29 protein-coding genes and 1 tRNA gene are annotated in these 25,696 nt (G+C 40.7%); 16 read left to right on the forward strand and 14 right to left on the reverse strand.

Annotation, left to right across the window (positions count from 1 at the left end; translation table 11 throughout):
• Positions 1–11 precede the first annotated feature (11 nt).
• The 3 genes from yycH to yycF form a co-directional block, all read right to left on the reverse strand.
• Positions 12–1,307, reverse strand: a complete 1,296-nt coding sequence (yycH, locus tag NYR25_09355; protein ID UWF33773.1) for a two-component system activity regulator YycH — start codon at positions 1,305–1,307, stop codon at positions 12–14.
• A complete protein-coding gene (gene walK / locus NYR25_09360; GenBank protein ID UWF33774.1) occupies positions 1,307–3,154 on the reverse strand; it encodes a cell wall metabolism sensor histidine kinase WalK in 1,848 nt (615 codons plus the stop codon). The genes yycH and walK overlap by 1 nt, the downstream gene beginning before the upstream one ends.
• Before the next feature lie 516 nt (positions 3,155–3,670).
• Positions 3,671–4,372 carry a response regulator YycF gene (gene yycF / locus NYR25_09365; GenBank protein ID UWF33775.1) on the reverse strand — a complete coding sequence of 234 codons (702 nt, stop codon included), beginning with the start codon at positions 4,370–4,372 and terminating at the stop codon, positions 3,671–3,673.
• 396 nt (positions 4,373–4,768) lie between these two features.
• On the opposite strand from yycF, the gene NYR25_09370 reads away from it, so the two are divergent.
• Positions 4,769–4,841, forward strand: a tRNA-Lys gene (locus NYR25_09370).
• A gap of 180 nt (positions 4,842–5,021) precedes the next feature.
• Here the strand turns inward: NYR25_09370 and NYR25_09375 are convergent.
• The 3 genes from NYR25_09375 to NYR25_09385 are packed head-to-tail and all read right to left on the reverse strand — an operon-like array spanning position 5,022 to position 7,576.
• Positions 5,022–5,609, reverse strand: a complete 588-nt coding sequence (locus NYR25_09375; protein ID UWF33776.1) for a sugar O-acetyltransferase — start codon at positions 5,607–5,609, stop codon at positions 5,022–5,024.
• Between the two features lie 24 nt (positions 5,610–5,633).
• Entirely contained in the window at positions 5,634–6,641 is a 1,008-nt protein-coding gene (locus NYR25_09380; protein ID UWF34738.1) for an aldo/keto reductase, read from the reverse strand.
• A 17-nt stretch (positions 6,642–6,658) separates the two neighbouring features.
• Positions 6,659–7,576, reverse strand: a complete 918-nt coding sequence (locus tag NYR25_09385; GenBank protein ID UWF33777.1) for an amidohydrolase — start codon at positions 7,574–7,576, stop codon at positions 6,659–6,661.
• Positions 7,577–7,674: 98 nt separating this feature from the next.
• Between NYR25_09385 and NYR25_09390 the strand changes: the two genes are divergently transcribed.
• Positions 7,675–8,052, forward strand: a complete 378-nt coding sequence (locus tag NYR25_09390; GenBank protein ID UWF33778.1) for a MerR family transcriptional regulator — start codon at positions 7,675–7,677, stop codon at positions 8,050–8,052.
• 30 nt (positions 8,053–8,082) lie between these two features.
• Here the strand turns inward: NYR25_09390 and NYR25_09395 are convergent, their stop codons facing one another.
• Together NYR25_09395 and NYR25_09400 are read right to left on the reverse strand one after the other, a co-directional pair.
• On the reverse strand, positions 8,083–8,703 hold the full coding sequence (locus NYR25_09395; GenBank protein ID UWF33779.1) for a low temperature requirement protein A: 621 nt from the start codon (positions 8,701–8,703) through the stop codon (positions 8,083–8,085).
• Between the two features lie 26 nt (positions 8,704–8,729).
• The gene (locus NYR25_09400) at positions 8,730–9,206 is read right to left on the reverse strand and encodes a low temperature requirement protein A (GenBank protein ID UWF33780.1); all 477 of its coding nucleotides are present in this window, start codon (positions 9,204–9,206) and stop codon (positions 8,730–8,732) included.
• 407 nt (positions 9,207–9,613) lie between these two features.
• On the opposite strand from NYR25_09400, the gene NYR25_09405 reads away from it, so the two are divergent.
• Positions 9,614–9,775: a hypothetical protein gene (locus NYR25_09405; protein ID UWF33781.1), complete on the forward strand. Its 162-nt coding sequence runs from the start codon at positions 9,614–9,616 to the stop codon at positions 9,773–9,775.
• Positions 9,776–9,979: 204 nt separating this feature from the next.
• Here the strand turns inward: NYR25_09405 and NYR25_09410 are convergent, their stop codons facing one another.
• From NYR25_09410 to NYR25_09420, 3 genes are all read right to left on the reverse strand, one after another.
• Complete coding sequence (locus NYR25_09410) at positions 9,980–10,690, reverse strand: hypothetical protein (GenBank protein ID UWF33782.1); 711 nt, start codon at positions 10,688–10,690, stop codon at positions 9,980–9,982.
• Positions 10,691–11,144: 454 nt separating this feature from the next.
• Complete coding sequence (locus tag NYR25_09415) at positions 11,145–11,816, reverse strand: helix-turn-helix domain-containing protein (protein ID UWF33783.1); 672 nt, start codon at positions 11,814–11,816, stop codon at positions 11,145–11,147.
• A gap of 88 nt (positions 11,817–11,904) precedes the next feature.
• Complete coding sequence (locus tag NYR25_09420; GenBank protein UWF33784.1) at positions 11,905–12,936, reverse strand: NADP-dependent oxidoreductase; 1,032 nt, start codon at positions 12,934–12,936, stop codon at positions 11,905–11,907.
• 172 nt (positions 12,937–13,108) lie between these two features.
• Between NYR25_09420 and NYR25_09425 the strand changes: the two genes are divergently transcribed.
• Both NYR25_09425 and NYR25_09430 read left to right on the forward strand, forming a co-directional pair.
• Positions 13,109–13,438 (forward strand): metalloregulator ArsR/SmtB family transcription factor, encoded by a 330-nt coding sequence (locus NYR25_09425; GenBank protein ID UWF33785.1) that lies wholly within the window; start codon positions 13,109–13,111, stop codon positions 13,436–13,438.
• A 2-nt stretch (positions 13,439–13,440) separates the two neighbouring features.
• Positions 13,441–14,130, forward strand: a complete 690-nt coding sequence (locus tag NYR25_09430; protein ID UWF33786.1) for a type 1 glutamine amidotransferase domain-containing protein — start codon at positions 13,441–13,443, stop codon at positions 14,128–14,130.
• A gap of 208 nt (positions 14,131–14,338) precedes the next feature.
• On the opposite strand, the gene NYR25_09435 is transcribed toward NYR25_09430, so the two are convergent.
• Genes NYR25_09435 through NYR25_09445 form a run of 3 tightly spaced genes read right to left on the reverse strand, consistent with a single transcriptional unit; the run spans position 14,339 to position 16,104 of the window.
• The gene (locus tag NYR25_09435; protein UWF33787.1) at positions 14,339–14,827 is read right to left on the reverse strand and encodes a prolyl-tRNA synthetase associated domain-containing protein; all 489 of its coding nucleotides are present in this window, start codon (positions 14,825–14,827) and stop codon (positions 14,339–14,341) included.
• A 40-nt stretch (positions 14,828–14,867) separates the two neighbouring features.
• Positions 14,868–15,416, reverse strand: coding sequence for a GrpB family protein (locus NYR25_09440; protein UWF33788.1), 549 nt, complete (start codon positions 15,414–15,416; stop codon positions 14,868–14,870).
• On the reverse strand, positions 15,409–16,104 hold the full coding sequence (locus NYR25_09445; GenBank protein ID UWF33789.1) for an EVE domain-containing protein: 696 nt from the start codon (positions 16,102–16,104) through the stop codon (positions 15,409–15,411). Before NYR25_09445 ends, NYR25_09440 begins: the two co-directional genes overlap by 8 nt.
• Before the next feature lie 433 nt (positions 16,105–16,537).
• On the opposite strand from NYR25_09445, the gene NYR25_09450 reads away from it, so the two are divergent.
• From NYR25_09450 to NYR25_09500, 11 genes are all read left to right on the forward strand, one after another.
• Positions 16,538–16,843 (forward strand): hypothetical protein, encoded by a 306-nt coding sequence (locus tag NYR25_09450; GenBank protein ID UWF33790.1) that lies wholly within the window; start codon positions 16,538–16,540, stop codon positions 16,841–16,843.
• Positions 16,844–16,971: 128 nt separating this feature from the next.
• Positions 16,972–17,358: a DUF805 domain-containing protein gene (locus NYR25_09455; protein ID UWF33791.1), complete on the forward strand. Its 387-nt coding sequence runs from the start codon at positions 16,972–16,974 to the stop codon at positions 17,356–17,358.
• Positions 17,359–17,612: 254 nt separating this feature from the next.
• Complete coding sequence (locus NYR25_09460; GenBank protein ID UWF33792.1) at positions 17,613–17,933, forward strand: multidrug efflux SMR transporter; 321 nt, start codon at positions 17,613–17,615, stop codon at positions 17,931–17,933.
• 194 nt (positions 17,934–18,127) lie between these two features.
• Positions 18,128–18,550, forward strand: a complete 423-nt coding sequence (gene mscL / locus NYR25_09465) for a large-conductance mechanosensitive channel protein MscL (protein ID UWF33793.1) — start codon at positions 18,128–18,130, stop codon at positions 18,548–18,550.
• Positions 18,551–18,853: 303 nt separating this feature from the next.
• Positions 18,854–20,224 (forward strand): NAD-dependent succinate-semialdehyde dehydrogenase, encoded by a 1,371-nt coding sequence (locus NYR25_09470; protein ID UWF33794.1) that lies wholly within the window; start codon positions 18,854–18,856, stop codon positions 20,222–20,224.
• Positions 20,225–20,306: 82 nt separating this feature from the next.
• Positions 20,307–21,494, forward strand: coding sequence for an acetate kinase (locus NYR25_09475; protein ID UWF33795.1), 1,188 nt, complete (start codon positions 20,307–20,309; stop codon positions 21,492–21,494).
• 223 nt (positions 21,495–21,717) lie between these two features.
• The gene (locus NYR25_09480) at positions 21,718–22,038 is read left to right on the forward strand and encodes a PadR family transcriptional regulator (protein UWF33796.1); all 321 of its coding nucleotides are present in this window, start codon (positions 21,718–21,720) and stop codon (positions 22,036–22,038) included.
• Entirely contained in the window at positions 22,031–22,654 is a 624-nt protein-coding gene (locus NYR25_09485) for a DUF1700 domain-containing protein (GenBank protein UWF33797.1), read from the forward strand. Before NYR25_09480 ends, NYR25_09485 begins: the two co-directional genes overlap by 8 nt.
• Before the next feature lie 10 nt (positions 22,655–22,664).
• Complete coding sequence (locus NYR25_09490; GenBank protein ID UWF33798.1) at positions 22,665–23,582, forward strand: DUF4097 domain-containing protein; 918 nt, start codon at positions 22,665–22,667, stop codon at positions 23,580–23,582.
• A gap of 31 nt (positions 23,583–23,613) precedes the next feature.
• Positions 23,614–24,339, forward strand: coding sequence for an ABC transporter ATP-binding protein (locus tag NYR25_09495; protein UWF33799.1), 726 nt, complete (start codon positions 23,614–23,616; stop codon positions 24,337–24,339).
• The gene (locus NYR25_09500) at positions 24,336–25,649 is read left to right on the forward strand and encodes an FtsX-like permease family protein (GenBank protein ID UWF33800.1); all 1,314 of its coding nucleotides are present in this window, start codon (positions 24,336–24,338) and stop codon (positions 25,647–25,649) included. Before NYR25_09495 ends, NYR25_09500 begins: the two co-directional genes overlap by 4 nt.
• Positions 25,650–25,696: the final 47 nt, after the last annotated feature.

Raw genomic sequence — 25,696 nt, forward strand, 5'->3', positions numbered from 1 at the left:
TTCGTTCCTCCTTAGCTAACCAAATTTTGGTAGGCCGTCCATTTTCCGCGGTAATTAACGTACCAAGTTGGTTCAAGGTCCACCGTGGTGTTCGCCGCCACCTTGCCTGACCACTGGTAACCAATGTCAATGCCCTTGATTTCTTTAGTATTAATCCCTTGGTAGCTAAGCTGGTTCAACACTTCCTCAGTCGTTGGTAACTGCTTAGTCCCCTTTTCGGCGGGCACCGGCACTTGTAGGTTATAAATCGAGAAAGTTGTCGTCAATTCGTTGGATTGGCGGGCCACCTTAATCGTTCCCAAACCATCCTCGTTAAAAATGGGGAAACCACCGACATAATCACGAAATTCCGCCTGACGCTTAGCCAATTGAAAATCAAAGTAGCGAACGTTGGTGTCAGCTTGCACCCCGAGCTGCTTCATCTGTAAGAAACTTTTCTCGATGTTATTATTTAAGCCGTTTCCGCCCGCGTTACCGCTAGCATTGTTGAAGGTTACCAGACCATTATTGCGGACAAGGATCCGCTTCGTGTTGTCGTTAGTCACGTACGCGACCCCATCCTTGGTCTTTTTAGTATCAATCGATTCCGCATCCGTATTAGTTAACAAGTTGGCCGTAAATATACTGCTGCTTTCCTTGTTAATCAAAAAGCTGTTATACGGTACTGCCGGGCTTTTATAGTAATCGTTGATCAAGTGGTGGTTTATGATGGTCTCTTTCACCGCATAAACCTGATCGTTGCCCTCCACCAGTTGTCGCAGACGCTTTAAGTTCTGCTTGCTAACTTTGATTTGGTAAACGTCGTAGGTTTTGTCATCAAGGAGAAAGAACTCGTTTCGTTTATCTAAATTAATTACCACTTGGCTAATTTCGTAATTTGAACTGAGTTTCTGGTCGTAGACCCCATTAAAAATCTGGGCAGTAATGTTGCTTGGGTACTTCAACATTACGCTCCGGTCCATGGTCGCGTAGTCCATGAAGCGCTCCTTGTTTCCACGCGATACGCGAGTAGAACTTTCTAACCGCCACTTACTAATTTCACCAACGATTGTTTTAGGTAGATTTATCTTGGAGTTATTGACTAATTGTTGTTTGTCATGATTAGTATAAATAATTTGCGTAGGTAAAATCACGTCACTCATGTCCCGCTTAACCTGGTTAGACTGGACCTTTTCGTTTGCGACCTGGTGCGAACCGCCGTACCGGGCCGGATTCGTCCAAATCAACCATGAAAGGCTAATGCTGGCAATTGCCAAGATTGCTAAGAGCGTGTGGCGAATAACGCGCCTGGTCTTCGTATCCTTCATTATTCCCAAGCATCCCCTTCCTCAAACGGTTCGTATGGTAGTGAAATGTAGAAGGTCGAACCTTCTCCTTCGCGACTTTCTACCCAAATTCGGCCGCCATGCATCTGAACTACTTCTTTGGAAATCGCTAACCCTAATCCAGTTCCGCCCTGTGCTCTCGAACGGGCCTTATCCACCCGGTAGAACCGGTCAAAGACGTGGTTAAGTGCTTCTTTCGGAATCCCGAGACCTTGGTCAGTAACACTCATGATGACGTGGTTATGGGTTTCAATCAACCGACAAGTAATTACCCCACCATCTGGAGAATACTTGATGGCGTTATTCATAATGTTATCCAAAACTTGTTGGATCTTATCGGTATCAACTTCAACCCAGATGTCCCGCCGGGTGAAATCACGTTTAATGGTGTAGTTCTTGGACGATTTTTCCCCATTCTTCAAAATCATATCAAACCGGTCTAGGATGTGGTTAAACAACTCGTTTAAATTAACGTATTCTTTATCTAGCCGTGCGGTTCCCAAATCCATCCGAGACAAGTTTAGCAGGTCGTTGATCATCCGCATCATCCGATCAGTTTCTTCCTGGGTGACCTTTAAGAAATTAGGCGCGACGCTTGGATCTTTCCAAGCCCCGTCAACTAACGCTTCGATGTAGCTCTTCATACTGGTTAACGGCGTCCGTAATTCGTGTGAAACGTTCGATACAAAGCGTTTACGATCCTGGTCAATCTTTTGTTGTTCAGTAACGTCGTGAAGGACGCAAACCAGCCCGCTAATAAAGCCAGATTCTCGCTGTATTAGCGCAAAGGACGCGTGCAAAATCAAATCCTGTTCATCGGTAGACAAATCGAGAACTTCGGGATCCTGGTTTTCCAATAGATCACGGAGCGTTACCGAGCCCCGTAAGTCTAAAATATCCAGGATTGACTTACCTACAATTTGATCGTTTTCCAGGTTCAAAAAGTCGGTCGCCATTTCGTTGACAATCGTGATCCGACCGCGCCGGTCCGTTGCCAACACCCCGTCGGTCATATAACCCAGAACTGAATCTAGCCGTCGGCGTTCAGATTCGGTCAATTCTTGGGATTCTTCAACCCGAACCGACAAGTCGTTAACGGCCGCGGCAAGTTGTCCTAACTCATCATCCCCGTAGATTTGTACTTGCCCCGAGTAGTCGCCTCGCGCAATTTGCATGGTCCGTTGTCGCATTTCTTCAATCGGTCGCGTAATCGCCCGCGCAATCAGCACCGCGAGGAAGAGTCCAATCGTGATCGCAATTAAAGCCGCCACTACGAAAATAAGCGTAATGTTATTCACGTTTTGGTAGACCGATTCCAAATTAGCCCGAATGTAAACAACACCCGTCAAATTATTAGTAGCTCCCGACGTATTAATGAGGGGAACAATTGAAATAAAGTAACGCGTGTTATTGGTTTTATTATAGGAAACTTGCTGGTAGCTACGGGTGTTATAAATAACGTCCTTAACGTTTCGATCGGTAGTTTTTTGTCCTACCGTACTCCGGTCAGCATTACTACTAGTACCACGGATGACTCCCTTAGCGTCGATCACCCGAATTTCCGTAATGTTTTGGTTGTTGATATTGCCAATTATGTCCGCAATTTGGTCGTTTGCCTTTTTCGTGTTACTACGCTCAAGTTGCGCGCTAATTTCATTTTCCACGTACGGTTGGAGTTGGACTTGCGACTTGAATTGGCTTAAGTTTTGCGTCTCCAATTGACGCACAAAAATAACTCCAACGACTTCCAACGTCACTACTAGTAACATTGCAAACACTAGAGCTATTTTAAAATTGATTGATTTAAAAAAATTTGTTCGCTTATTCATTTAAACTCCCCGAGTTCTAACTAATTGATTAGTTAAGGAAACAAATCGGCAATCGCGTGCCTAAAATAAGCCAGCCTGCTTAGCCATGTGGGGATCTTACCGAACTCCGGCAACTAAGTTTTACTGGTCAATTACTGTTAATCGTGGTGCGCTTTAAAAACTATTTATTCGGCGTTTAAACCGGTTAAATCGGCTAAATTAGGAGTTTAACCCATTCCATAGTTAAACGGGCGCTACCCGCCTTTTAGGTGGTAATGGTGGTAGCGACCGTATTTTTTGTTAAATTGGTTGAAACGTGTTCCAACCCTGCGGTTAACCAAATTTCACTGCTGTGTAGCCGAAACGAGCTCCAGCCCTCAGCTCTTTCCGGTTAACCAAACTCCACTGCAGCATGGCCGAAACGTGTTCAAGTCTCCCAACCTTCTGCGGTTAACCAAATTTTAGACTCAATCGCTAATCGCAATTAAGTCTAAAATCCAGTTAATCCTCAAAGGCTACCCGGGAGAATTGAACACTCTAATCCGTTTCCGGATTTCTCAAATAATATCCTACTCCCCGGCGCGTTACCAAGATTTGGGGATTACTTGGCGTTTCTTCAATCTTTTCACGCAACCGCCGCACCGTTACATCGACCGTCCGCACGTCTCCAAAGTAATCGTAACCCCAAACCGTTTGTAACAAGTGTTCCCGGGTCATTACTTGGTCCGTATGTTGTGCTAAATAATGTAGCAATTCAAATTCACGATGCGTCAAATCTAGTTGCGCACCGTCCCGAGTTACCGAGTATGAATCTGAATTAATTACCAACGGACCAATCTTAATGTTATTTTTTACTTCTTCGTTACTTTGTTGGAACTGGTCTTGGCGCCGTAAGTTAGCCTTTACCCGCGCTACGAGTTCCCGGTTGGAAAACGGCTTGGTAACGTAGTCGTCCGCACCAAGTTCCAATCCGACGACTTTATCCAATTCCGAATCCTTAGCGGTTACCATAATAATCGGGATGTTATGTTTGGCCCGCACTTGGCGAGCAACTTCCAACCCATCAATTTTTGGCAACATTAAATCTAATAAGATCAAATCAGGTTCTTCGGATTCCACTTTTTCCAGCGCTTCTTCGCCATCATAAGCAGTTACCACGTCGTAACCTTCCTTATCTAAATTAAATTTGACGATGTCGGAAATTGGTTTTTCATCATCTACTACTAAAATTTTTGGCATGTTTGCCCTCCTCAGAAGATATATCTGCCATTAGTTGTAAGAAGTTGGGACAGACACTTAATTTAGTTTCAAAACGTTTGGTCACTGGCTTAGCACATAAATTTTTCTTCTAAGCTACCGTCAACCAAATTTGTTAATCTAATTTTGTCTATTTAAATACAAATTCAAAAAAAGTTGCGGATTTTTTGCCAATTTTCTGGCAAAGGTCTATCCCATTCGTTTCTGTCAATTATACCACATGCGCTCAAATTTGAATGATAACGCTCTCGTAACCCCATATTAGCTAAAATTTCACTTTTTTTAACTTTTTTTGAAAAAAATCCAAAAAAAGTGTTGTCATGATTTTTTTTTCATGCTACTATATTTAAGTCGAGTTGATGAGGACATCAATCACATGGGTGGTTAGCTCAGCTGGCAGAGCAACGGACTCTTAATCCGTGGGTCCAGGGTTCGATCCCCTGACCACCCATTACATAGACACACTAATCAGCAATCACGCTGCGTCAAGCCGTGGTTGCTGATTTTTTTGTTGTCTACATTTTTCTCTTTAACAAAAAACCAGCAATTAAATGAGTGCTGGTTTTTTTGTGCTCAAATTTTTTTGGACTATATCTCTATTTTATTTATAGAGTTTTAGATTTCTAAATCACTAGCGATCAAGTACTGGCAAATCTTTGATCTTCTTTGCTGGCACTCCGCCAAAGATAGCATTATCAGGGACGTCCTTATTGACTACGGCTCCGGCCGCAATAATTGTATTGTTGCCAATTTTTACCCCAGGAAGAATAGTGACGTTTCCTCCAATCCACACATCATTTCCAACCTCAATAGGTCTGGTAGTGGAAATAACGTAGGAACTCCCATCTGAGCGCTTTCCAAAACGTTTGCTTGCATCAATCGAATGCTCACCACAATAAAACTTAACGTCCGGTCCAATTAACACCCGATCACCAATGGTGACCAAATTAGCATCCAAAAAATTGGCATTAGCGTTTATTAATACATCATTTCCCAGTCGCATATGTTTTCCGTACGTAACTCGAAAAGGACTCATTATGGTTATATTTTCGCCCACGTCTGCAAATAGTTTCTTAAACAATACCATTCTTTTACTAAAATCCTGAGTCTGATTAATTTCTTTCGTCACATTCTGGGCATTCTGGATCATTGTTTGAATTTCGGGATCCCGGTAATCATAGTCTTTTCCCGCTAATAATTTTTCATGTTCGCTTAGCATGTGTACACTCTCCTAACAAAACCATTATTTTTTCTCGTCAATTAGGACGGTTCCTTCAGCCGGATTTTCGTCAAGCGCTCCAATTATCTTATGTGGTACATATAATTCTTCTAAGTAATTAACATCCTCTGCTGATAAGTCAATCGATAACGCAGCAGCTGCTTCATCAAGATGTTTCATCTTAGTTGAGCCGATAATTGGTGCAGCTACGCCTTTTTTCCATTGCCAAGCCAAGGCTATTTGACTCATCGAAACACCATACTTTTCAGCTAGTTCGGATACTCGGTCAACAATTTCTTGGTCTTCCAAACGATAATCATCGTATTTTCCGCGTGCTACTCGGTCGGTTTGACTACGTAAAGTGTTCGTTTGCCAAGCCTTATGACTTAAATGTCCCGCTGCTAACGGGCTATATGGCATTAATGACACTTGCATCTGGTTACAAATTGGAATTAATTCACGTTCATCTTCCCGGTAAAGAAGATTGTAGTGGTTCTCCATAGTTTGAAATTGCGCCCAGCCGTGTTCCTTGGCAATTTGCTGCATATTATAAAATTGATAGCCATACATTGCTGAAGCACCAATCGCACGTACTTTACCAGCCTTTACTAAATCATTTAAAGCTTCCATTGTTTCTTCAATTGGTGTTTCATAATCAAATCGATGAATAATATATAAATCTAAATAATCCGTGTTCAAGCGTCGTAAAGAGCCCTCAATTTCTCGATGAATCGCCGCTTTAGACAACCGTCCCGGGTTAAAATAAACTTTAGAAGCTAAAACTACTTGATCACGAGGAATTTTATTCTCTTTAAGCGCGCGTCCCAGGTATTCTTCGCTAGTTCCTTCAGAATAAGAGTTTGCCGTATCAAAGAAATTGACCCCCAAACCAAGGGCGTGGCGGATCACTTTTTCACTGTCTGAATAATCGAGTGTCCAATCGTGCATACTCCCTGGTTTGCCAAAACTCATTGCGCCTACACACATCTTTGAAACTGCTATATCAGTCTTTCCCAACGTTGTATATTGCATATCTTTATTCATTGAACTCATCCTTTCAGTTTGTTAATTATTAAATCTTGCCAGTTTTCAACGAAGATGTTTCTTTTTTGTTGTTTAGTTAAACTGCTTGTCTGGATTGCTTGTTTAATAATTTGAGTAGGACCATCCGGTTTGACTCCAAGAGGAGTATCTGTACCAAATAATACATGCCGTTCCCCAAAGAATTCTACAGCCATCTCTAAGGCCTTTGGATTACCCAATAGAGCTGTATCTACATAAAATTTTTTGAAATCTTCATAGTTATGCTTTCCTTGAATGTAATAAATCCGCTGCGCAAAATATGGCACCATTGCTCCGGCATGGTGAACGATTATTTTTAAATTAGGATATTTCTCAAAGTAACCGTTATTCACTATATTATTCATAGCAATTGTTTGTTCATATTCCCAGCTAAAAGTTAGGTTATTATCTGATTTGCGTTCATCAAAAACGGGATGCAACCAAATTGGCTTTCCTAAGCCTGCCATTTTTTCAAAAATCGGCTCATATTTTGGATCTGTGATGGGCTTTTTCATTGCTCTAGTAAACAGTTGCGCGCCCACCAACGCTTTATTGTTAGCCACCTGTTGATCAATTATTGATAACGCTGCAGGAATGTTATTCATCGGTAACATCGCTACGGCGCCCACAAAATGCCTCGGTTGCGCTTTAACCATTTCTATAAGTTCGGCATTGGCAGATTGACACAGGGAAGCCGCTAAATTGGGGGCAACCCAATCTTCAGGATTCAGGTTAACCATTGAGATGATTTCTTGCTGGTCTTCTGTCATTGTCTTTACTCGCTTTTTAATATCCGTTAATAATGGATTTTGCATCCATTCGTTATTTTTTAAAGCATTCGGCGCAATTTTCAATATCTCAGCAAGGTAGTTAGGCGTTAAAACATGCGCATATACATCGACCATCGAAATGCCTCCTTTAATAACTTCGCTAGACACCATCCCTCTGCGATTGTTGACAATTCTACTGCTTAAAGTACACTTTAAGTCAAGGAGGATTTTCCATGAAAATTAATGAAGTTGCTAAAATGTTTAACGTTCCCACTTCCACCCTGCGTTATTACGAAAGCGAGGGACTACTCGGTCCAATTAATCGCGTTAATGGCGTTCGAGAATTTACCAAAAAAGATTTAGAAAGACTGGATTTCATTATTTGCACTAAAAATTGCGGAATGACCATTACTGAAATTAAAAACTTTATTCAACTTTACCAAAGGGGAAACGAAACCATCCCCAGCCGTCTAGCCATCTTAAAAAGACAGTTATCCAAGTCCGAAAAGCAATTACGCACACTTCAACAATCCATTGACCATCTAAAAGATAAGATTGTAGATGTTCAAAATTTGTCGGCAACTGCAGATAAACAAAACCTCAGAAATTAAGTCATGGCTATAATTTCTGAGGTTTTAAATTTATTGTATTTTTTGCCTAGAAGTACCATTCTGCCCAATCCTAGCTAATATCAGTAGATTTAATAGAGCAACCACTACCGTAATGAATATTATTTCGGTAGAATTTTTCAACTGCAATGTGCCCCCCCAACCTAGCAAGGTAAAGCCTATTATCCAGCACACCCGTCTACTTCCAATCTTAAAGCTTACTTCGTTGTAAATACCGCCTAGGAGGATTCCAACGTAAAACAGCAATAATCCCGTATATAGGCATCCAACGCTAAAAATTAGGTTAGCATTAGTGCTATGGATAAACTTAATTGCCACCGTAATTAAACTTAACCCAAATAAAATGAAGTAATGTAGGTAAATTAATCGATTCCCCGTTTCCCTACCTTGCTTTTCTTCAATTAGATCGCTAAATTCTGTAGCATATGTCATGAAAAGTAGTGCCACTAGCACAAATAATAAGAGTGAATAAGGCGAAACCGTCCGTTGGGTGAAATATTCTGCTATTCCTACAATCATTTCTCCGAACATAATAATAATTAAAGCCGTGACTCGTTCAAGTAAGTGCGAAAAAATAATTGGTCGGTGTACGGTTAATTTACCAGTAAAGCTTGGTGCAATCCAACTAATCATGATTCCCAGTAACGCGGCCAGTAGTCCTAGTTGGTTTTGAACAGCAGCCCGATGGTTAACGCTAAGGTCCTCGTAGCTAAGATTCCGCTGAAGGCTAAGGTAATTTGTTTATCTGCATTCTGAGTCGTTTTTAAATACACAATTACGTATTGCATGGTTTGGGTCAAAGACAACAACGCAGCTGCGCCAAAAAAAGGTGTCAGTTGATGATTAAACGTACTTGAAAAAGAGTTTGACATATACAAAACCACGGCCATATTAATAAAAATAAATAATTTATTTGACCAAGAATCGTTGCCATAACGGTTGATAAAGACAGTTTGAATCATCCAAGAATTGATAAATAAAATTACCACTAAAGCAAAAATAGAAAAAGTGCTTAATCCAATTACTCCATTATGTAAATGATGAATTAGACCTGTGGCTTGCGATATCATGTATACAAAAACCAAGTCATAAAAGAGCTCAATTAATGATACTTTTTTAGTAACTAAATCATTCATTGTTCTTTAAGATTGTCCTTTCGTCTTTTGTTAGCATTTACCATTATATCCTAAACATTTAGTGCGCTTAATTTCCCATAATAATGGGCATGTTCTAATAGGATAATGAAGACGAACCTCCTTAAGGGTATTTTTATTAATTGCTATGTAGATATCAAAAACGATCAAATACTTTATAAAAATAGTTAGCTAAATTTTGGTATTTCCCTTTGAAATAAAAATTTTTAAAGCGTATAATAACTCCACTTCATGAAGGAGAGGGTGTACGATGTTTCAGCTTAGAATTTACACAATTAACAACAACGAAAACGCAGTTATTTATTTAAATAAGCATTGGAAGAGACACCTAGTGAGCCTTCCTAAATACGGCATCACCGTTCGCAATGTGCACAAAGAAGCCAGCGCCAATGGGGAATGCCGAATTTTCGCCTTGGTTTCTTCTGCTGGGGGATCTCAGCGCACAGAATAAAGAATATATGGACAGCAAGGTCTTCGTCGAGGATATGGCAGGCTTTGACATGTCCGCAATTAAGAGCGTTCAGGAGATTAACTTAGATAAGAAGTATTAAAAAATAAACTTTTAAAACCTTCTATTTAGCATTTATGCATGAGGGTTATCAAGGAAAACATTTCGTTTGACGACGAATTGTTTTTTAACAATATAATAGGACTATAAATAAAAACCACTATTAAACAGAAACACTCATTCCTGTGCTTAATAGTGGTTTTTAAATTATTAATTTGTCCGGTTAACACGAAAATACATAGTATAACTACATCAAGTTAATTAGCATGCCTGCTACCACTTGTGAAAAGGTGTCTTTGATAAAACCTGGTGCTAATTCTTTAATGGATTTTAGAATCTTCCTTAATTTACTTGTATTCTCAGTATTGGCAGCTTCTTCCATTTGAGAAAGCATTTTAAATTCAATACTATTTTCTGTGTATTCAGTCTTTGCTTGCTTTATTTCTTCGTTTAATTGTTTGAAGTCAATGTTTATATGGTTTGAATTATCATTAATCGACATTCCACCGCCCATGTTACCATTGTTAATTTGTTGATTTTCAATATTCACAATATATTTCTCTGACTTTCCGTTGATACTTTTTTGTATAGTTTCTACTACTTTTTTCATAAAGTCCCTATCTTGCACTAAAATTCTATATGTATAGTTATTATTCATCACTATAGATATATAAGAACTACTATTTAACTTCTCACGGTATTTCATATAAATCATTACGCCGAGAGCAATTAAGACTACAATCCCTAATAAAGGCATTAATGTCAACAATGCAAGTCCTATAATTCCCATTAAAATATATAATCCGATTGGATACGTAACTAATATTTTTCCAGTATAAAAATATGCAATATTTTGAATATGTAGATTAAAATCTGCAACCTGCAATATATTTTTATCTATGCTGAATTGACCAACTTTCAATTTACTATCATTATTATCTAAATTTAGCATGTCCATTTTAAAACTCTCATTTCTTATTTTTCTATCTTCTTACATTTAATAATTCTTAATCATTCACAGTTCCAATAATAAGTTTCTAAGTGAATAACCGTTAACATATCATCTAAAAATTTAATTTAAATTGGTAAAATTTCGCCCCCCATTTAATTTTTTAAAAACTCAAATCACTGGTTAGTACGGTATTTTTAGTCCCTAACTAGCATTTTAGTTAAAATACAAGACCTTATTTTTTATTTCACCCCAATCGTTAGCTTTAAATAATCGCTATAGTTGATTAGCTTTCTTTTACATTGTACCGTTTATGGTACAATGAATTCAACAATCAATTGTAAACTGCGCCTTGTCTGGCCGTTTATTAAGACAAAAATAATTGCCAACTATTTTCTAGTCACTTAACTTTATAAAAAAGGGCTATATCTTCCACATAAAGTACGAAGATAAAGCCCTTTTTTCATCCCCCAAACGGCAACCAGCCCCACTTCTTGGAAACTCGAGGGCCCATAGTTTTTTGCCTATACTTAAAATAGTCGGTTCCAACTTGTGTCCTAAACGTCGTAGGAACTTCCTCGTAAGTAATTAATCGTACATTAGACACGTAAGAGCCCCGATGCGAAACCATCACCCATTTATCCTTAGTGGTATGTTGTCCCGCTTTAAACTTAAGCCACTCTCCATTGCCAAACGGGTCGTCCGAAATAAATGTATCCACGGACATTTTCTTTCCTTGTGGCAACACCCCATAGCCTATTTTCGTGGTCAAAAAAGGATTTAATCGATCAATCGTAGTATTTTGGGTCACTCGCCCGTAACCCAGTACTACTAATAGCGTTACCGAAACACCTATAATTAACGAAACCATTATCAAAGCCCGGCGATATTTTTCCTTTAATCTTACGTCCTCACTAATTTTATTGACCACCGTCATCCCTTCTCCCTTCAAAAGTTCGTCTAGCGTTATTTCCAGGCATTCGCTAACTTTTACTAGAACATCCAAGTTGGGATAACTTAATCCATTCTCCCACCTCGAAACCGTCTGTCGTGTAACAAACAATCGGTCCGCTAAAGTCTGTTGAGTAATTTGAAGTTCCTTTCTACGTTTTTTCAATACCTTCGAAAATTCCATCGCAACCTCCTTTATTTCCAGATTAATAAAGAAAGCGCCAAATGTAACGCGATTATCGTGTTACATCTGCCGCTTCTAGCCCTAATTATTATTTTTTCTTGCTTAAATCCTGATTAATATCAATAACAATTTTTCCCCGTGCATGTCCTTTTCTAGAATAATCCAAAGCTGCTTGAGTCTGTTTAAAGGTAAAAGTTGAGTCAATAATGGGTTTCAATTTGTTTTCTTCCACTAACTGGGTGATTTGGGCTAACATTTTGCCATCCGGGCGCATAAACCAAAAGCTGTAATCCGCCTTCGCCTGGCGCGCTAGTTTAGTTATTTTGTGAGAAGCAATCGCAAACAACGCCTGCTTCCAACGCGGTAATCCGTAACTACGGGCAAATTTAGCATCTGGAATTCCCGAAATTGTGACCACTTTACCGCCTGGTTTAACCACCTTAAAAGCATTCTCCAAATTCTGCCCACCCAACGTATCAAAAACGTAATCATAATCCCTTAACTTCTCTGCAAAGTTTTCCTTACGATAATCAATCACGTGATCTGCGCCGAGCCCCTTAACAAACGTGACGTTTTTGGTACTGGTAGTAGTTGCAACTTCCGCACCAGCTAGTTTGGCTAACTGAATTGCTACCGTGCCAATTCCGCCAGAACCAGCTTGAATTAAAATCCGGTCGCCAGGCTTAATTTGCATTGCTTCATGCAGCACTTGGTAGCTAGTCAACGCCACTAAAGGCAGGCTAGCCGCCTCTTCAAAAGTTAAATTCTGCGGTTTTAAGGCAAGGTCATCTTCATTGACCACCAGGTAGTTCGTAAAAGTCCCCAACCGGTCCTTTTGCACCCTACCGTAAACGTAATCCCCCACTTGGTAGTTTTTAACATTTGAACCCACTTTAACCACTTCCCCGGAAAAATCACTACCAACTTTCAACGGCATTTTGTACTTCAGAATTAACTTCAATTTACCTTCAATTATCTTTAAATCGACTGGGTTGACGCTGGCGGCAGCTACCTCGACCAATACGTCGTTATTCTGAACTTCAGGAATTGCGCGTTCAACAAGATTTACTTCGGATTGCCCGTATTGGTTAATTTCTGCTACTAAGTTTTGTTTTTTCATAATTTTAACTCTCCCGTTTTGGTTTAAATTTTTAAACCATTACTTTTTGCAGTATCTTACTCTGCTTTTTCCTAGTCGTCAAGCCTCGCTCATTTGCTGATCATTTGACTTCATGTACTATGAATGGTTAAATGGTTTAAAAATATAAACCATTAGCGAGGCTTTACATAAAATGAATAATTTAACCCAAATTAAAATGGAGTTTTCTGATTTAAGTGACTTCTTAATTGCGATCGGCGACGAAAAACGGCAGGCCATTATTATGGCTTTACTTGCCGAAAATGCCTGCCAGGGGTTACGCGCAAGTGAATTAACCTCGGTGACAAAGCTCTCCCGCCCCGCAGTTTCGCACCACCTTAAAATCCTCCGGGAAGCCCATTTAATTAAGTACCAGCGGGTAGGCACGAAGAATTATTATTATTTATCACACGAAATTAAGGAAATTGAGCAGTTACAAAATTTACTGACCCACATCAACGATTGTATTAATGAAGGAGATTAATTATGCAGAAAGTTTTAGTAGTACTTACCAACGTTGATCATTACCAGGGAACCACTGACCTTACGGGACTTTGGCTAGGAGAAGCTGCAGAATTTGTTGATGAAATGACGCAGGCAGGCATTGAGGTGGATTACGTCAGTCCGCAAGGTGGATTTGTTCCGCTTGATCCGCGAAGCATGAAGTATGCCGACTCTGCAATTCTAAAAATCTACGAATCGGCAGATTTTAAAAAACGGGCGTTGTCGGCATCCCTAGCCCCTCAAGACGTTAACCCTGCTGATTATTCTGCAATTTATTACACCGGCGGTCATGGCGTGATGTGGGACTTCCCAAATAATTCTGAACTTCAGAAAATAGCCATGGCAATTTACCATCACCATGGCTACATCAGCTCCGTTTGTCACGGAATTGCAGGGTTACTCAACCTTAAGGAAGATGGTCAATACTTGATTAGCGGGAAAAACATTACCGGCTTTACAACCAGCGAAGAAATCCTTGCTGGAAAAAAATCCGTAGTCCCCTTCCTTAATAAAAAGGCGGCCGAAGATCACGGCGCCCATTTTCGCCAAAAGTTAGCTTACCGAAAGTACGCGATCCAAGATGGTCGCTTAATTACCGGACAAAATCCGTTTTCTGTCCGAGCGGTAGCCAAGAAACTGATTGCTGCGCTGAAAAACTCCGCTACTTTATAAACGGGTAAATAAAGTGGAAACTAAAAAATCCGTTTTAAAAACGGAAATTTTTTGAAAATTCATTTTAGTGTGTTGAGTTTAATGGAGCTAAAATTCAGCTCTGTCTGCTTAACCCCAAATCGACCATTGTGTCAAATCCAGGCATAATGGTCAATTTTTGTTAATTCTCAAAAACTGCTTAATTTTTGTCCCACTATTCTTGCCGTTATTACAATTCCACCACCCGGTACTCAAACCCAACCGCTTCAATAAACTTAAACAAGTCGGTAGTGGATAAAAAAATGGTCTGTTCGTTGGTATTGGGATGAAAACTCATCCGTTGCTCATCGATAATGTCCTTATCAAAGTAAACCCGTACATCCCTTTCAACGTTATTTAATAAGCCAAACGGAGAAACTATCCCGGGAGCCAGCTTCATTTTTTTCATTAAACTAGCGGACGAAGCAAGGTGCAGACGTTTTTCATCCACAATTTCCGCAAACTTATGCATGTCTAAGTACTTTTGATCATCCATAATTAGTAAATAGTACGCGGTTTTTCGTCGATTAGTTAAAAACATCGATTTCGTGCGAACTCCCGAAATTCCCTTAATATAACTATCCGCTTCTGCGGTGGTCGTTGCCGGCGGATGATTGACAATTTCAAACGGAATGTTGAGTTCGGTTAACTTGGATTGGACTAGCTGACTTGCTTCCATTGATAGACCTCCTATTTTTAACCTAAAGCTAAATAACTTCTTAAACTTTGCCCCTTCTAGCTAGCTGCGTATACTTCTTTACGAATTCAGTCTTGGCGGCCGTATAGCCGTCACGATCGTGCTCATAAGGCTTCCAAAGCGTCAGTTTTAATTCTTCATACTGGTGGGCAATTTCGGGATGATTATTTAGATAATCCCGAAAATATATTTCATCATTATCTCCAGGCACCCGCAAATGAAGGTGAAAAACTCGCTCAGCAAATCCTTGGGGCAAGTACCCCTTATTAAAATCAATTCGATTTGTTTGCTGAGCCATACAAATGTAGTCGTTTTGTTCCAAAATTTCTTTAATCGCTGCATGACTGGCGTGAGGAGCTTCTACTAAAATATCGACAATGGGCTTGGCCCAAATATTATCAATTGCCGTACTTCCAATATGGTTAATCGCTACGTTGATGGGCAGCAACCGCTTTAAGCGCCGCTCTTCATCTGCATACCAAGATTGCCATCCTGGTTGAGGAGCAACCAGCTGAATGGGAAAAAGCTGCCACAATTCTTCTAACGATAAATCGGATAGCGAATCACTCATCGCCATCGCCCTCCTGTACTTGCATGTAATGCGCCAACTGCTCGGGCATGTGCCGTGGTCCCCGCACCGTGGTAACCCCGTATTGTTTTAAAACAGGGAGTGCGAATTGGGTTTTGTCATACTTTTTTATCAAATGAATCCGCATTGCCTTGTTCATTTTAATATTGGCATCCCGGTAATTTTGCGGAATGTTTACTTCCACAGCCAAACACTTGTACCTAATTGCCGAGATTGGCGATGTAACGTAAAGGTATACCAGGTCGTTGACCTTAATGTTGCTGGTTTGCTTCCAGATGATCGTGGTATTTTCACGAAAGGCTTGATCCACGTCGAAATACTTGGGATTGGCAGGAACAATCCACTTTTGCCCCACGTGAGCGTGATCATCAAACGTAAAACACTGGTCGGCAATTGACTTTAACAGCGTTACATAAGCATTGCGAACCTTCCCCGCAAATTTTCCAGCTACGTATTTTGCTCGAAAATTGGTGTATTCATCCCCAAATGCCAAATCAAACACCCGACCCGTAACTTGGCCATCAGGCGCCACCGTAATTTCCACCGAAAAATCTCCGCCAATAATTTTTTTGGTAAAAACTAGCTGGAGCCCTTTTTCTTGAAAACCGAACTTCAACAGCCGGCTTTTGACGGGCTTTAGATTTCCTAAAATTTCATCTTCAATTTCCAAGCGAATTTCCCACCTTTAACTGCTATTCTTCAAGAACAATTTAACACAAACTGCCCGAAAAAGAAGTTATCAGCCTAGGAAAATCAACTAACGAATCATAAAAAATAAATGATTTTTTTCTTTGCTATAAAGACAAGTACACAGCTAGTATTTTTCAAATTAATTCGTCAACGCGCCTTTTAAAAGCTCTGCTTACGCTTAAAAATTCCACCCTAAAGTTCTCCTTCCCAAAATTAACTTTACGAAATTTTACTTCTCAATTAATAATTTCAAGCATAAAGATAGCTATTTAAGTTAATACCCTTTATAATTGATAAAATCCCATGGATATCATATTTCTTTAAAGTTAAACTCACTAATGCAATAATAGAAATGATAAACTTTTATGAACTTCAATTGTACTTAATCATTAAGTTAAATTAAGGAGAAGCTTATGCCATTATTTGCATGTTTTCTAGATTTTTTAGCACTTGGAACCTATTTTATTCAATTAAATCACCCTAGTAACGCCATTTACGTAGTGGGCGCCGTTATCCAATTAATTATCACGGCAGGCTTACTATTAATTGCAATTGGCTACCGGGGACCACGCTTTACTGCTTGGCGGCCGGCAGGATTTAGTTATCTAACGATTCGTTACGGAATTATCATTATGTCCTTAGTTATTAATGGACTCATTTTATTTCTGTACGGCCTTAATCTATCAGGGACTAACCCGATTGTTTTTAACGGTTTTTAATTAAGCCAACCCGTCCAATGACCTGAAGACGTAAAAAGCCCGGTCACGATTTTAGAAGGGTTACTAGCTAATTGTTTTACGGTAACCCAATTTATAAATCAATTTTGCTATAAGGGAGGAGAGTTTTTATGGTAGCTGCATATAAGAAGTTTTGGAATAATTTATTTGACTTTTCCGGCACTGCAAATCGCCCCGAATACTGGTGGCCAGTAATCATTAACTACATTATTGGCGGTCTAGCAGTTGGTATTATTACTAATTTAATGGGTCACCCTATCGATGATATTTACAATTGGCAAGACCTAAGCACTAATTTGGTAGTGCAAATTGTTACTCTAATCGTTTGGGTAGGTACTTTATCACTTAAGTTCCGCCGTTTGCATGATACCGACCGTTCGGGTTGGTGGGTCTTAATTGACCTCATTCCGCTAATTGGAACGATCTGGTTCTTCATCTTGATGATTTTGCCATCCAAGCCTAACCGTTGGGATGGTCATCACGGCCAACACGCTTAATTGAACTTCATTATTCCACATTAAAACGAGGCTCCGGGAATATTTCTCGGGCCTCGTTTTTTAAACTACACTGTCATAGTCACATTCACAGATACAAATACTGAAAATAAAAACTAAATTATGTAGTTTCTTATTCTTGACCATCTAACCACCAACCAGCTTGAACTTTCACCCGCTAAATTTTTCATTACTAACACTTTATTTACCAATTCTGTTATGATGAAGGGGTTAAATCAGAATTAGAGGTTAAGGATATGGGGTATATGTATTTATCATTCGCCATCGTTGGTGAATTAATTGGAGATAATTTATTAAAAGCATCGGCTGGTTTTACCCGACCGGTTTACGGCGTTTCGGCGTTGCTTTCGTATGGAATCTGCTTTTATTTCTTCTCGCTTTCATTAAAAACGATTAACTTAAACATTGCGTACGCAGTGTGGGCTGGCATTGGAATTTTGCTAACTGCCGTGATTGCGTTTCTCTTTTGGAAGGAACCAATTAATTTGGGTAACATCTTGGGAATCCTTTTCATCATTGTAGGCGTGGTCATCCTCAGTTACTACGGCGAAAATTAGAACTATCGCTAGGCTGGAAAATTAATTTTCCAGCCTTTTTTATTGGTTTAATTACTAGTCGTCATCGACTTAAATTGCAACTAACCATGTTAAACTGGAAATGGTAATTAGCTAGGCTATTATCGAAGATTAAATTATTGTTGGCTCCTTAGCAAATAGCAAGGGGACTTCATAAATAGGGAGTGTAACTACGGATGCTTAAAGAATTTAAAGAATTTGTTTCACGTGGAAACGTCCTCGACCTGGCCGTCGGGGTTATCATTGGGGGCGCTTTTACTTCCATCGTAAAGGCCTTGGTTAATTATTTAATTAACCCGCTGATTGGGCTCTTCGTCGGGGGAATTGATTTTTCAGACTGGTCCCTTAAAGTTGCCGGCGCCACGTTTAAATTTGGAAGTTTCGTCAACGCCGTCATCAACTTTTTGATCATTGCCTTCGTGGTCTTTATTATCGTTAAAACCGTTAATAAATTTGTGCCCAAAAAAGCTGACGAAGAAGACCAGACTGATGAAACCGACAATAGTGAACTTTATTTGAAAGAAATTCGCGACGCGTTGGTTCAGAATCCAGAGCTCGTCGACAAACTTCGCAACCAATCGGAGAACAATCATCAATAACCCCCGATTAACTTAATTCACCTTCATAACGAGACCTTAGAAATAATGGGGTCTCGTTTTTAAATGCCATTAAGCCGGCAATCTTGAACTTAAATTTAAGTTCAACTAACTAATTAAAAGGTGTCTAAATCCTCCGCAAAAACGGCGAACCCCAACCGGGTTTTTGGGCTATACCAAAAATTACATTTTCCTTCCTCCACTAAAATCCCAAAATTTATTTTTTAACAAATAAGCGATATCACTTGAATGTAAGCGCATTCTTTTGCACAATAGAACCATAACGAAAAAGGAGCTGATTTTTTTATGGCATACCAATCTGTAAATCCATACACTGGAAAATTAATCCAGACATATCCTAGCACTACCGACCAAGAAGTCGAAGTTGCTCTAAAAAATGCCGATGAATTTTACCAATTTGCCAAAACCCAACCTATCGAAAAGCGAGCTGAAAAATTACAACTGATTGCGGACACTTTCCGGGAGAATCTTGATGATTATGCCCGCCTAATCACTACTAACATGGGCATGCTTTTCACCGAAGCCCAAGCGGAAGTACAAAAAACCATTGAGTTTGCGGAATATTACGCCCAAAACGCCGCTAAACTGTTGGAAGATAAACCTTACAACGAGGTTCCCGGCGTCCGTGCTCATGTTAAATACCAGTCCATTGGAACGATTCTATTAGTGGAACCTTGGAATTTCCCATATACCCAAATTATGCGGGTTTTTGCCCCTAACTTCATGGTCGGCAATCCCGTTTTATTGAAGGATCCAAGCATGATTCCCGACTGCTCCGACGCGTTTGCCACGGTTACCCAAAAAGCCGGCATCCCTACCGGAGCTTTTAAAAACCTGTTGATTAACTATGACCAAGTCAACACCATCATTGCTGATCCACGAGTTCAAGGCGTCGCTCTAACTGGTTCGGAAGGTGCTGGTAAAAAGATTGCGGCTGAAGCAGGCGCTAATTTAAAGAAATCTACGATGGAATTAGGTGGCACCGACGTGTTTATCGTTACCGACGATGCCGATCTTGACCAGGCAATTAAGGTAGGTGCAAAAGCCCGGTTAACTAATGCTGGACAAGTTTGCACTTCCGCAAAACGTTTTATCATTAACGCAAAAGTTTATGACCAATTCTTAGACGGGCTTATTGCAGAATTTGCCAAACGAAAAATTGGTGACCCACAAGATCCTAAGACAACTTTAGCACCACTTTCTTCCAAATCTGCCCAAGAAAAACTACAAAAGCAGGTTGATATGGCAATTGCGGGCGGTGCTAAGTTACTCTGGGGCGACAATACGCCGTTTGAAGGTCCTGGTGCTAGTTTCCATCCGTTAATCCTAAGCGGAATGCAACCAGACAATCCGATGTATGATCAAGAGCTCTTTGGTCCAGTTGCACAAGTTTACAAAGTTGCCGACGACGAAGAAGCCATCGCCCTTGCCAATGCGTCACAACACGGCCTAGGTGGGACCGTCTTTGCGGGTGATTTAGATCGTGCTGAAAAACTCGCTTCCCAAATTGAAACTGGACAAGTTGCCATTAACCAGATGCTAACTTCTCACGCAAACCTTCCATTTGGTGGGGTGAAACTTTCGGGCTACGGCCGGGAATTAAGTGACATGGGAATTCGCGAATTTGTTAACGCTAAGACGATTATTGATGGATAAAAATCGTTAAATCGTTTATTATTTAAATGTAAGCGGATTCATAAGTTCGTTTAAAATTGTCGGAGTTAGTGAGGAATGACCTATGTTAAAAGAATTAGTAATCAATGCTGGTAGTTCAACTTTGAAATGGAAATTATTTTCCATGCCGGATGAGCAAATTTTAGCAAGTGGCTTGGTTGATCGGATCGATTTACCCGCCTCTGTATTTACCGCTCAACAACCCGGGCAGGAGAAGTATCGCATTACCCAAGATAATATTACCTACGATTTAGCAGCCACCATGGTGCTCTCGTACCTAAAAGATCAAGGTGTCGTGGAACATCTTCACGAAATTAGTGGAATTGGTCACCGCGTCGTAGCGGGCGGTGAATACTTTAAGGATTCCGTTTTGGTGGACCACGAAGTTTTGGACCAAATTAACGAACTTGCCCAATATGCACCACTGCATAACCCGATCGAAGCGCGCTACATTGAGATCTTTATGCAATTACTACCCAAAGCACGGCAAGTAGCCGTCTTCGATACCTCATTGTACGCGGAGATGCCTAAAGTTAACTACCTCTACCCCATTCCTTACGAATACTATACGGAATACGGTGTGCGGAAATACGGGGCACACGGTACTAGTCACCGGTACGTTGCCCACCGGACGGCTGAATTACTCGGACGACCGTTAGAAGAGCTTAAGCTAATCACCTGTCACTTGGGTTCTGGTTCGTCAATCACCGCGTTTGACCATGGACGGGTAATTGATACCTCGATGGGCTTCACGCCGTTGGGTGGCGTAATGATGGCAACGCGGTCGGGCGATTTAGACGCCTCCCTCGTGGCCTTCCTAGCTAAAAAATTAGAGATTAGCGTCGAAGAAGTGGTGGATATCCTCAACCAGAAATCTGGTTTATTGGGTATTTCCCAGCTTTCACCCGATCAGCGAGATCTTGAAGAAGCTGCGCCGACAAATCCCCAAGCTCAGTTAGCACTGGATATGTTCGTTAACCGGGTTGTGCGTTTTATTGGTAGCTACGTTGCCGAACTAGGGGGCTTAGATGCCATCGTCTTCACCGCCGGTTGCGGCGAAAACGCCATTGAGGTACGAAAAAAAATTGCTGACCAACTCGGCTACTTTGGCTTAGCAGTTGACGACGCGCGCAATGACGTACGGGGTAAGGAACAAAAAATCAGCCCCGACGAAGCTAAGGTAGATGTATTGGTCGTTCCAACCAATGAGGAACTGATGATTGTCCGAGACGTTCAGCGTTTGGCAAATTAATTTATTTGAATTTTGTGCGGCAGGCGCACGTGTTCGTTCAAACATTAGCAAAAAATTCAATTGGTTCTCTAACCATCAAGGCTAGTTCTAAAGACCGGAAAAAATTTCCGGTCTTTTTATTTTGTAAAAAATTATTTTATATTCCCCATTGACTTTCAATTCCTTTAACTTCATAATGTGGCTAAAGCAATATTATATGTCATATAGTATGAGGAGGGATTTAGTGGCAATCCAAATACCCACCGCTTTACTCGACGGGTGTGTACTCGGCATTTTAAGTCGGGGTGATTATTACGGGTACGCCCTGACCCAGAAAGTCCAGGAACACACTCCCGTTTCTGAATCCACCATGTATCCCGTTTTAAGGCGGCTGAAAAAGGCTAATCTACTTACCACCTACGACGAACCTTACCAGGGCCGGAACCGTCGCTATTACCACATCACCGCTGAAGGTCAAAAGCAGTTAACTGAAGTTCAGCAAGAATGGCTAACTTTTAAAAAACAAATTGACCAATTACTTGGAGGAGTTGAACCAGATGAATGAATACATCGATGAATTAAAGTCCCACTTAACCGAACTAACTACCGAAGAACAGTCAGACGTAATCAATTTTTATACGGAATACCTTGAAGATGCCGGAATCAAAACTTATGCTGCAGCCGTTGACAAGCTCGGCACGCCGGTTCAGTTGGCGAGAAAAGTACTTGCTGATTATTCGATCAAGGCAAGCCAAACCATGAACGACACTGGTACGCAAACCCATTCTAAACAACCCCAACGCGACGTTCGCACAATCTGGCTCATTATTTTGGCGCTCCTTTCCTTTGCTACGCCAATGGGTCTGATCATCCCCGCCATACTCATCGCCATTTGTGTGATTCCATTCAGTATTGTTTTTTCCGTAGTAGTCTCGATAGGGGCCCTCTTTCTAAGCTTGCTGTTGGCGGGCGTAATCTTAATCGGCGCGGGTGGTTACATAATTTTTTCCTCCTTCTGGGCGGGTTTTTCAATTTTAGGTACCGGCTTCACTTTCCTAGGACTATTTTTAATTCTCCTCCCGATAGCCCACTGGATCATTGTGAACGGCATCCACCTCACTTCCCAATTGTTCCAGAAATTGTACGCCTCTATCAGCCAAAAAACTCGTTTCGGAAAGTAGGTACAAATCCATGAAGAAGACTTTTATCGCCGGTATTTTATTAACCTTACTTGGAATTATCTTTATCACGATTGCTTCCCTCAATAATGCCTTTTACGACCTGCCGAAACTAAACGAGCGATTCCATTTCGCGGGCAGCCATTCCATCACTAAATCCTATCGTCGGGTTCGCTCCATCCAGCTTAAAACATTGAACGACGTCACAGTCGAAGCTTACGATGGTAAATCAATAAAGATCACCACGCCCGCGTCGATAAACCAAATCCATTACCAATCTAGTTCTCAACAATTAAACATTGGAACAGCCAGAATAAACCGTTTATTAACTTCATTTCTAAGCGACTATAACCAATCTGACCCAATTTTAATTAAGGTTCCGCGCCAAACTATTTTGCAATCGATCAAAGGCAGCACCACTGGAGAGCTTACTTTATCTACCTTAAACATTGACCAACTCCGTTTACGTAGCACGGATGAAGTTCATTTAAATAAAATGAAGGTAAACGATACTTTGAATATTAGTGGTGAAGCCGACGTGAACTTAAATAACGTAACTGCCGACACCCTGGACATCAACGGGGACGGCGAGGTGATTATTCAAAACTGTAATTTCCAAAAGAACCCCACCACGATTTCTAATACTGATGACATTTCCGTTACTAATAGCAAACTTAACCGCGCTAGTTTAACTTCATCTGACGGCGATATTAACTTAAATGAACTTCAAGCCACCCACGACCTTGCCGTTCGGACGACCGATGGTGACATTCATGCTGTTTTAAATTCAACCAAGGACCTTGCCGTCTCCGCCACTACGGATGACGGAAAAGTTACGATTTTTGGTCGTTCTCAACGCCATTTTCGCGATGGCAATTTAGCAACCAAGTACACCTTTAGTACTGGCGATGGCGATATCCATATTGAATAACCACGTTTTAACAGATTGGACGGTGAACGTTATGCAACCCATCATCAAAGTTAACCATTTATGTAAGTACTATTACTATGGTAAACATTCCCAACAAAACTCCGTTTTAAACAACGTCAATTTATCGGTGAAACCCGGGGAATTTTTGAGCATTGTAGGCCCTTCAGGGAGCGGTAAAACTACGTTAATTAAATGTATTGCTGGCTTATTACCTCCTTCAACAGGTACCGTTAACATTAGCGGCAGGGATCCATTTAAGCTTAAGCCTTGCAAGTTAGCCCAGTTTCGGCGGACAACCGTAGGGATCATCTTCCAGCAGTACAACCTCGTCCCCTATCTCTCCCCTTACGAAAATGCCGTATTACCATTGCGACTTGCCCATGATTCCATTGACCAGCACCGCGTCACTGCCCTGATGGCCGAAATGAAGTTAAACGGTGACTTATTTGGTAACGTCACTGATCTATCCGGGGGTGAACAGCAAAAGATAGCAATTGCTCGGACGATTCTTTCAAAGGCTAGCGTCATTTTTGCCGACGAACCGACTGGTGCCCTCGATTCCAAGTCCGGATCCGTGGTAATGCAACTTCTCCAAAAATTAGTTCAACAAGGTACCACTCTTGTAATGGTCACCCACAACCTAGAGCTTGCCGCACAAAGTGTTCGCGCAGTTATTTTAAACGACGGCCGTATCACCCATAGCATTTTAAAGCCGACGCTTGCCGACCTGCTTCAACTTGAGGAGGAAACTTCATGATTAAAATTGGTATCAAAGAATTTCGTTACCAACTTAATACTTGGTTGGGAGCGTTAGTCGTGTTTATCGCAGCCAGCGTAATCACTTCTTGTTGTCTAATCATTTATTTTTCTATGATCGCCGCTAAACTTGATAATAATATTATTAAAGCCATTTCAATCACTCCACTTAGTTTTGGGCTTGTAACCCTCTCCGTAGTAATCAGTGGGATAATTGTCACCGTGGGAAAGGCGTTTGCTAAAGAGCATGCGCAGTTAACTCAATTAGGTGCTACTCCCGCTCAATTAGCCCAAATTACCGCAATAGAAATGGTTTTAGTAAGTTTCTTGGGAACTTTTTCAGGATACTTCGTGGCACTCCCCCTAGCTCAAAGTCTCTACCACTCCTTTCAAAGGGAGGCCGGTAAGCAGTACTTTCCCCTAATTTCCGTTAATTATCACCTCAGCGCCCTCTTTACCGTCTTGGGAATTACGTTATTAATTGCCTATGTTTCAAGTTTTCTTTACAGTTACCATTATCAAATGAAAATGAAAACCTCTAAAAAACGGCATTGGTTGAAAATTTGGAAAATCATTTTACAAATCACCACTGCTTCGTCAGTTTTTCTTGGAATTCTTTGGGAATACTATCAAATTTATTTTCCTGCCAAAAACGTTAACCTTGTCAATACGCTCCAAAACATTTTAATTCTCACCGCCGTATTAATCTGGCTAATTGATAAGTACCTAATTAACTTTAGCCTGTACTTGGTTTATCGTGGTTTGGATCATTTTAATTTTCGTACCTTAACTACGGCTTTTTACCGCATTAAGAACCAACCCTCTCGATTATCCAACCTCATTAAACCCATTCTAATCACGCTACTTTTTCTTTCGGGAATCATTCATTTGATTCTTGAGCTGCTCAATATGCAACGAGTGCGCACACCGATTGCCATTTTCCTCACCCTACTCATTTACTTGGGGCCCACTTTAATTATCGTCGCTGGCAACATGATTTCGTTAACCATTATGGAAAAAAACGTTGCGAAACAAGATTTCATTCAATTAAAAATACTTGGCTATTCTCCTCGCGACCTATTCTTTGAACAGCTTCAAGAAGGATTATTGTACAGTCTTACGATTAGCTTTTTAATGGGCGGTTTTAATTTAATATTCTTTGCCACGGTTCGCTATATAAAAACCAAGATATTCGGCGTTGCCTATTTTTCAGTCAATTGGAGTTCCGTTTTATATTGGCCGTTTTTAGCAGGTCTTTTATCATTTATCCTGATTTTTTTAATCGGTAGTATTCGGCCAAAGCTTAATTAAAAGCTGGTGCTCCGCGTAGACCCCGCTAATTAACGCGCTGCTAGTTC

This window comes from Pediococcus acidilactici, from assembly GCA_024970065.1.
GTDB lineage: Bacteria > Bacillota > Bacilli > Lactobacillales > Lactobacillaceae > Pediococcus > Pediococcus acidilactici_A.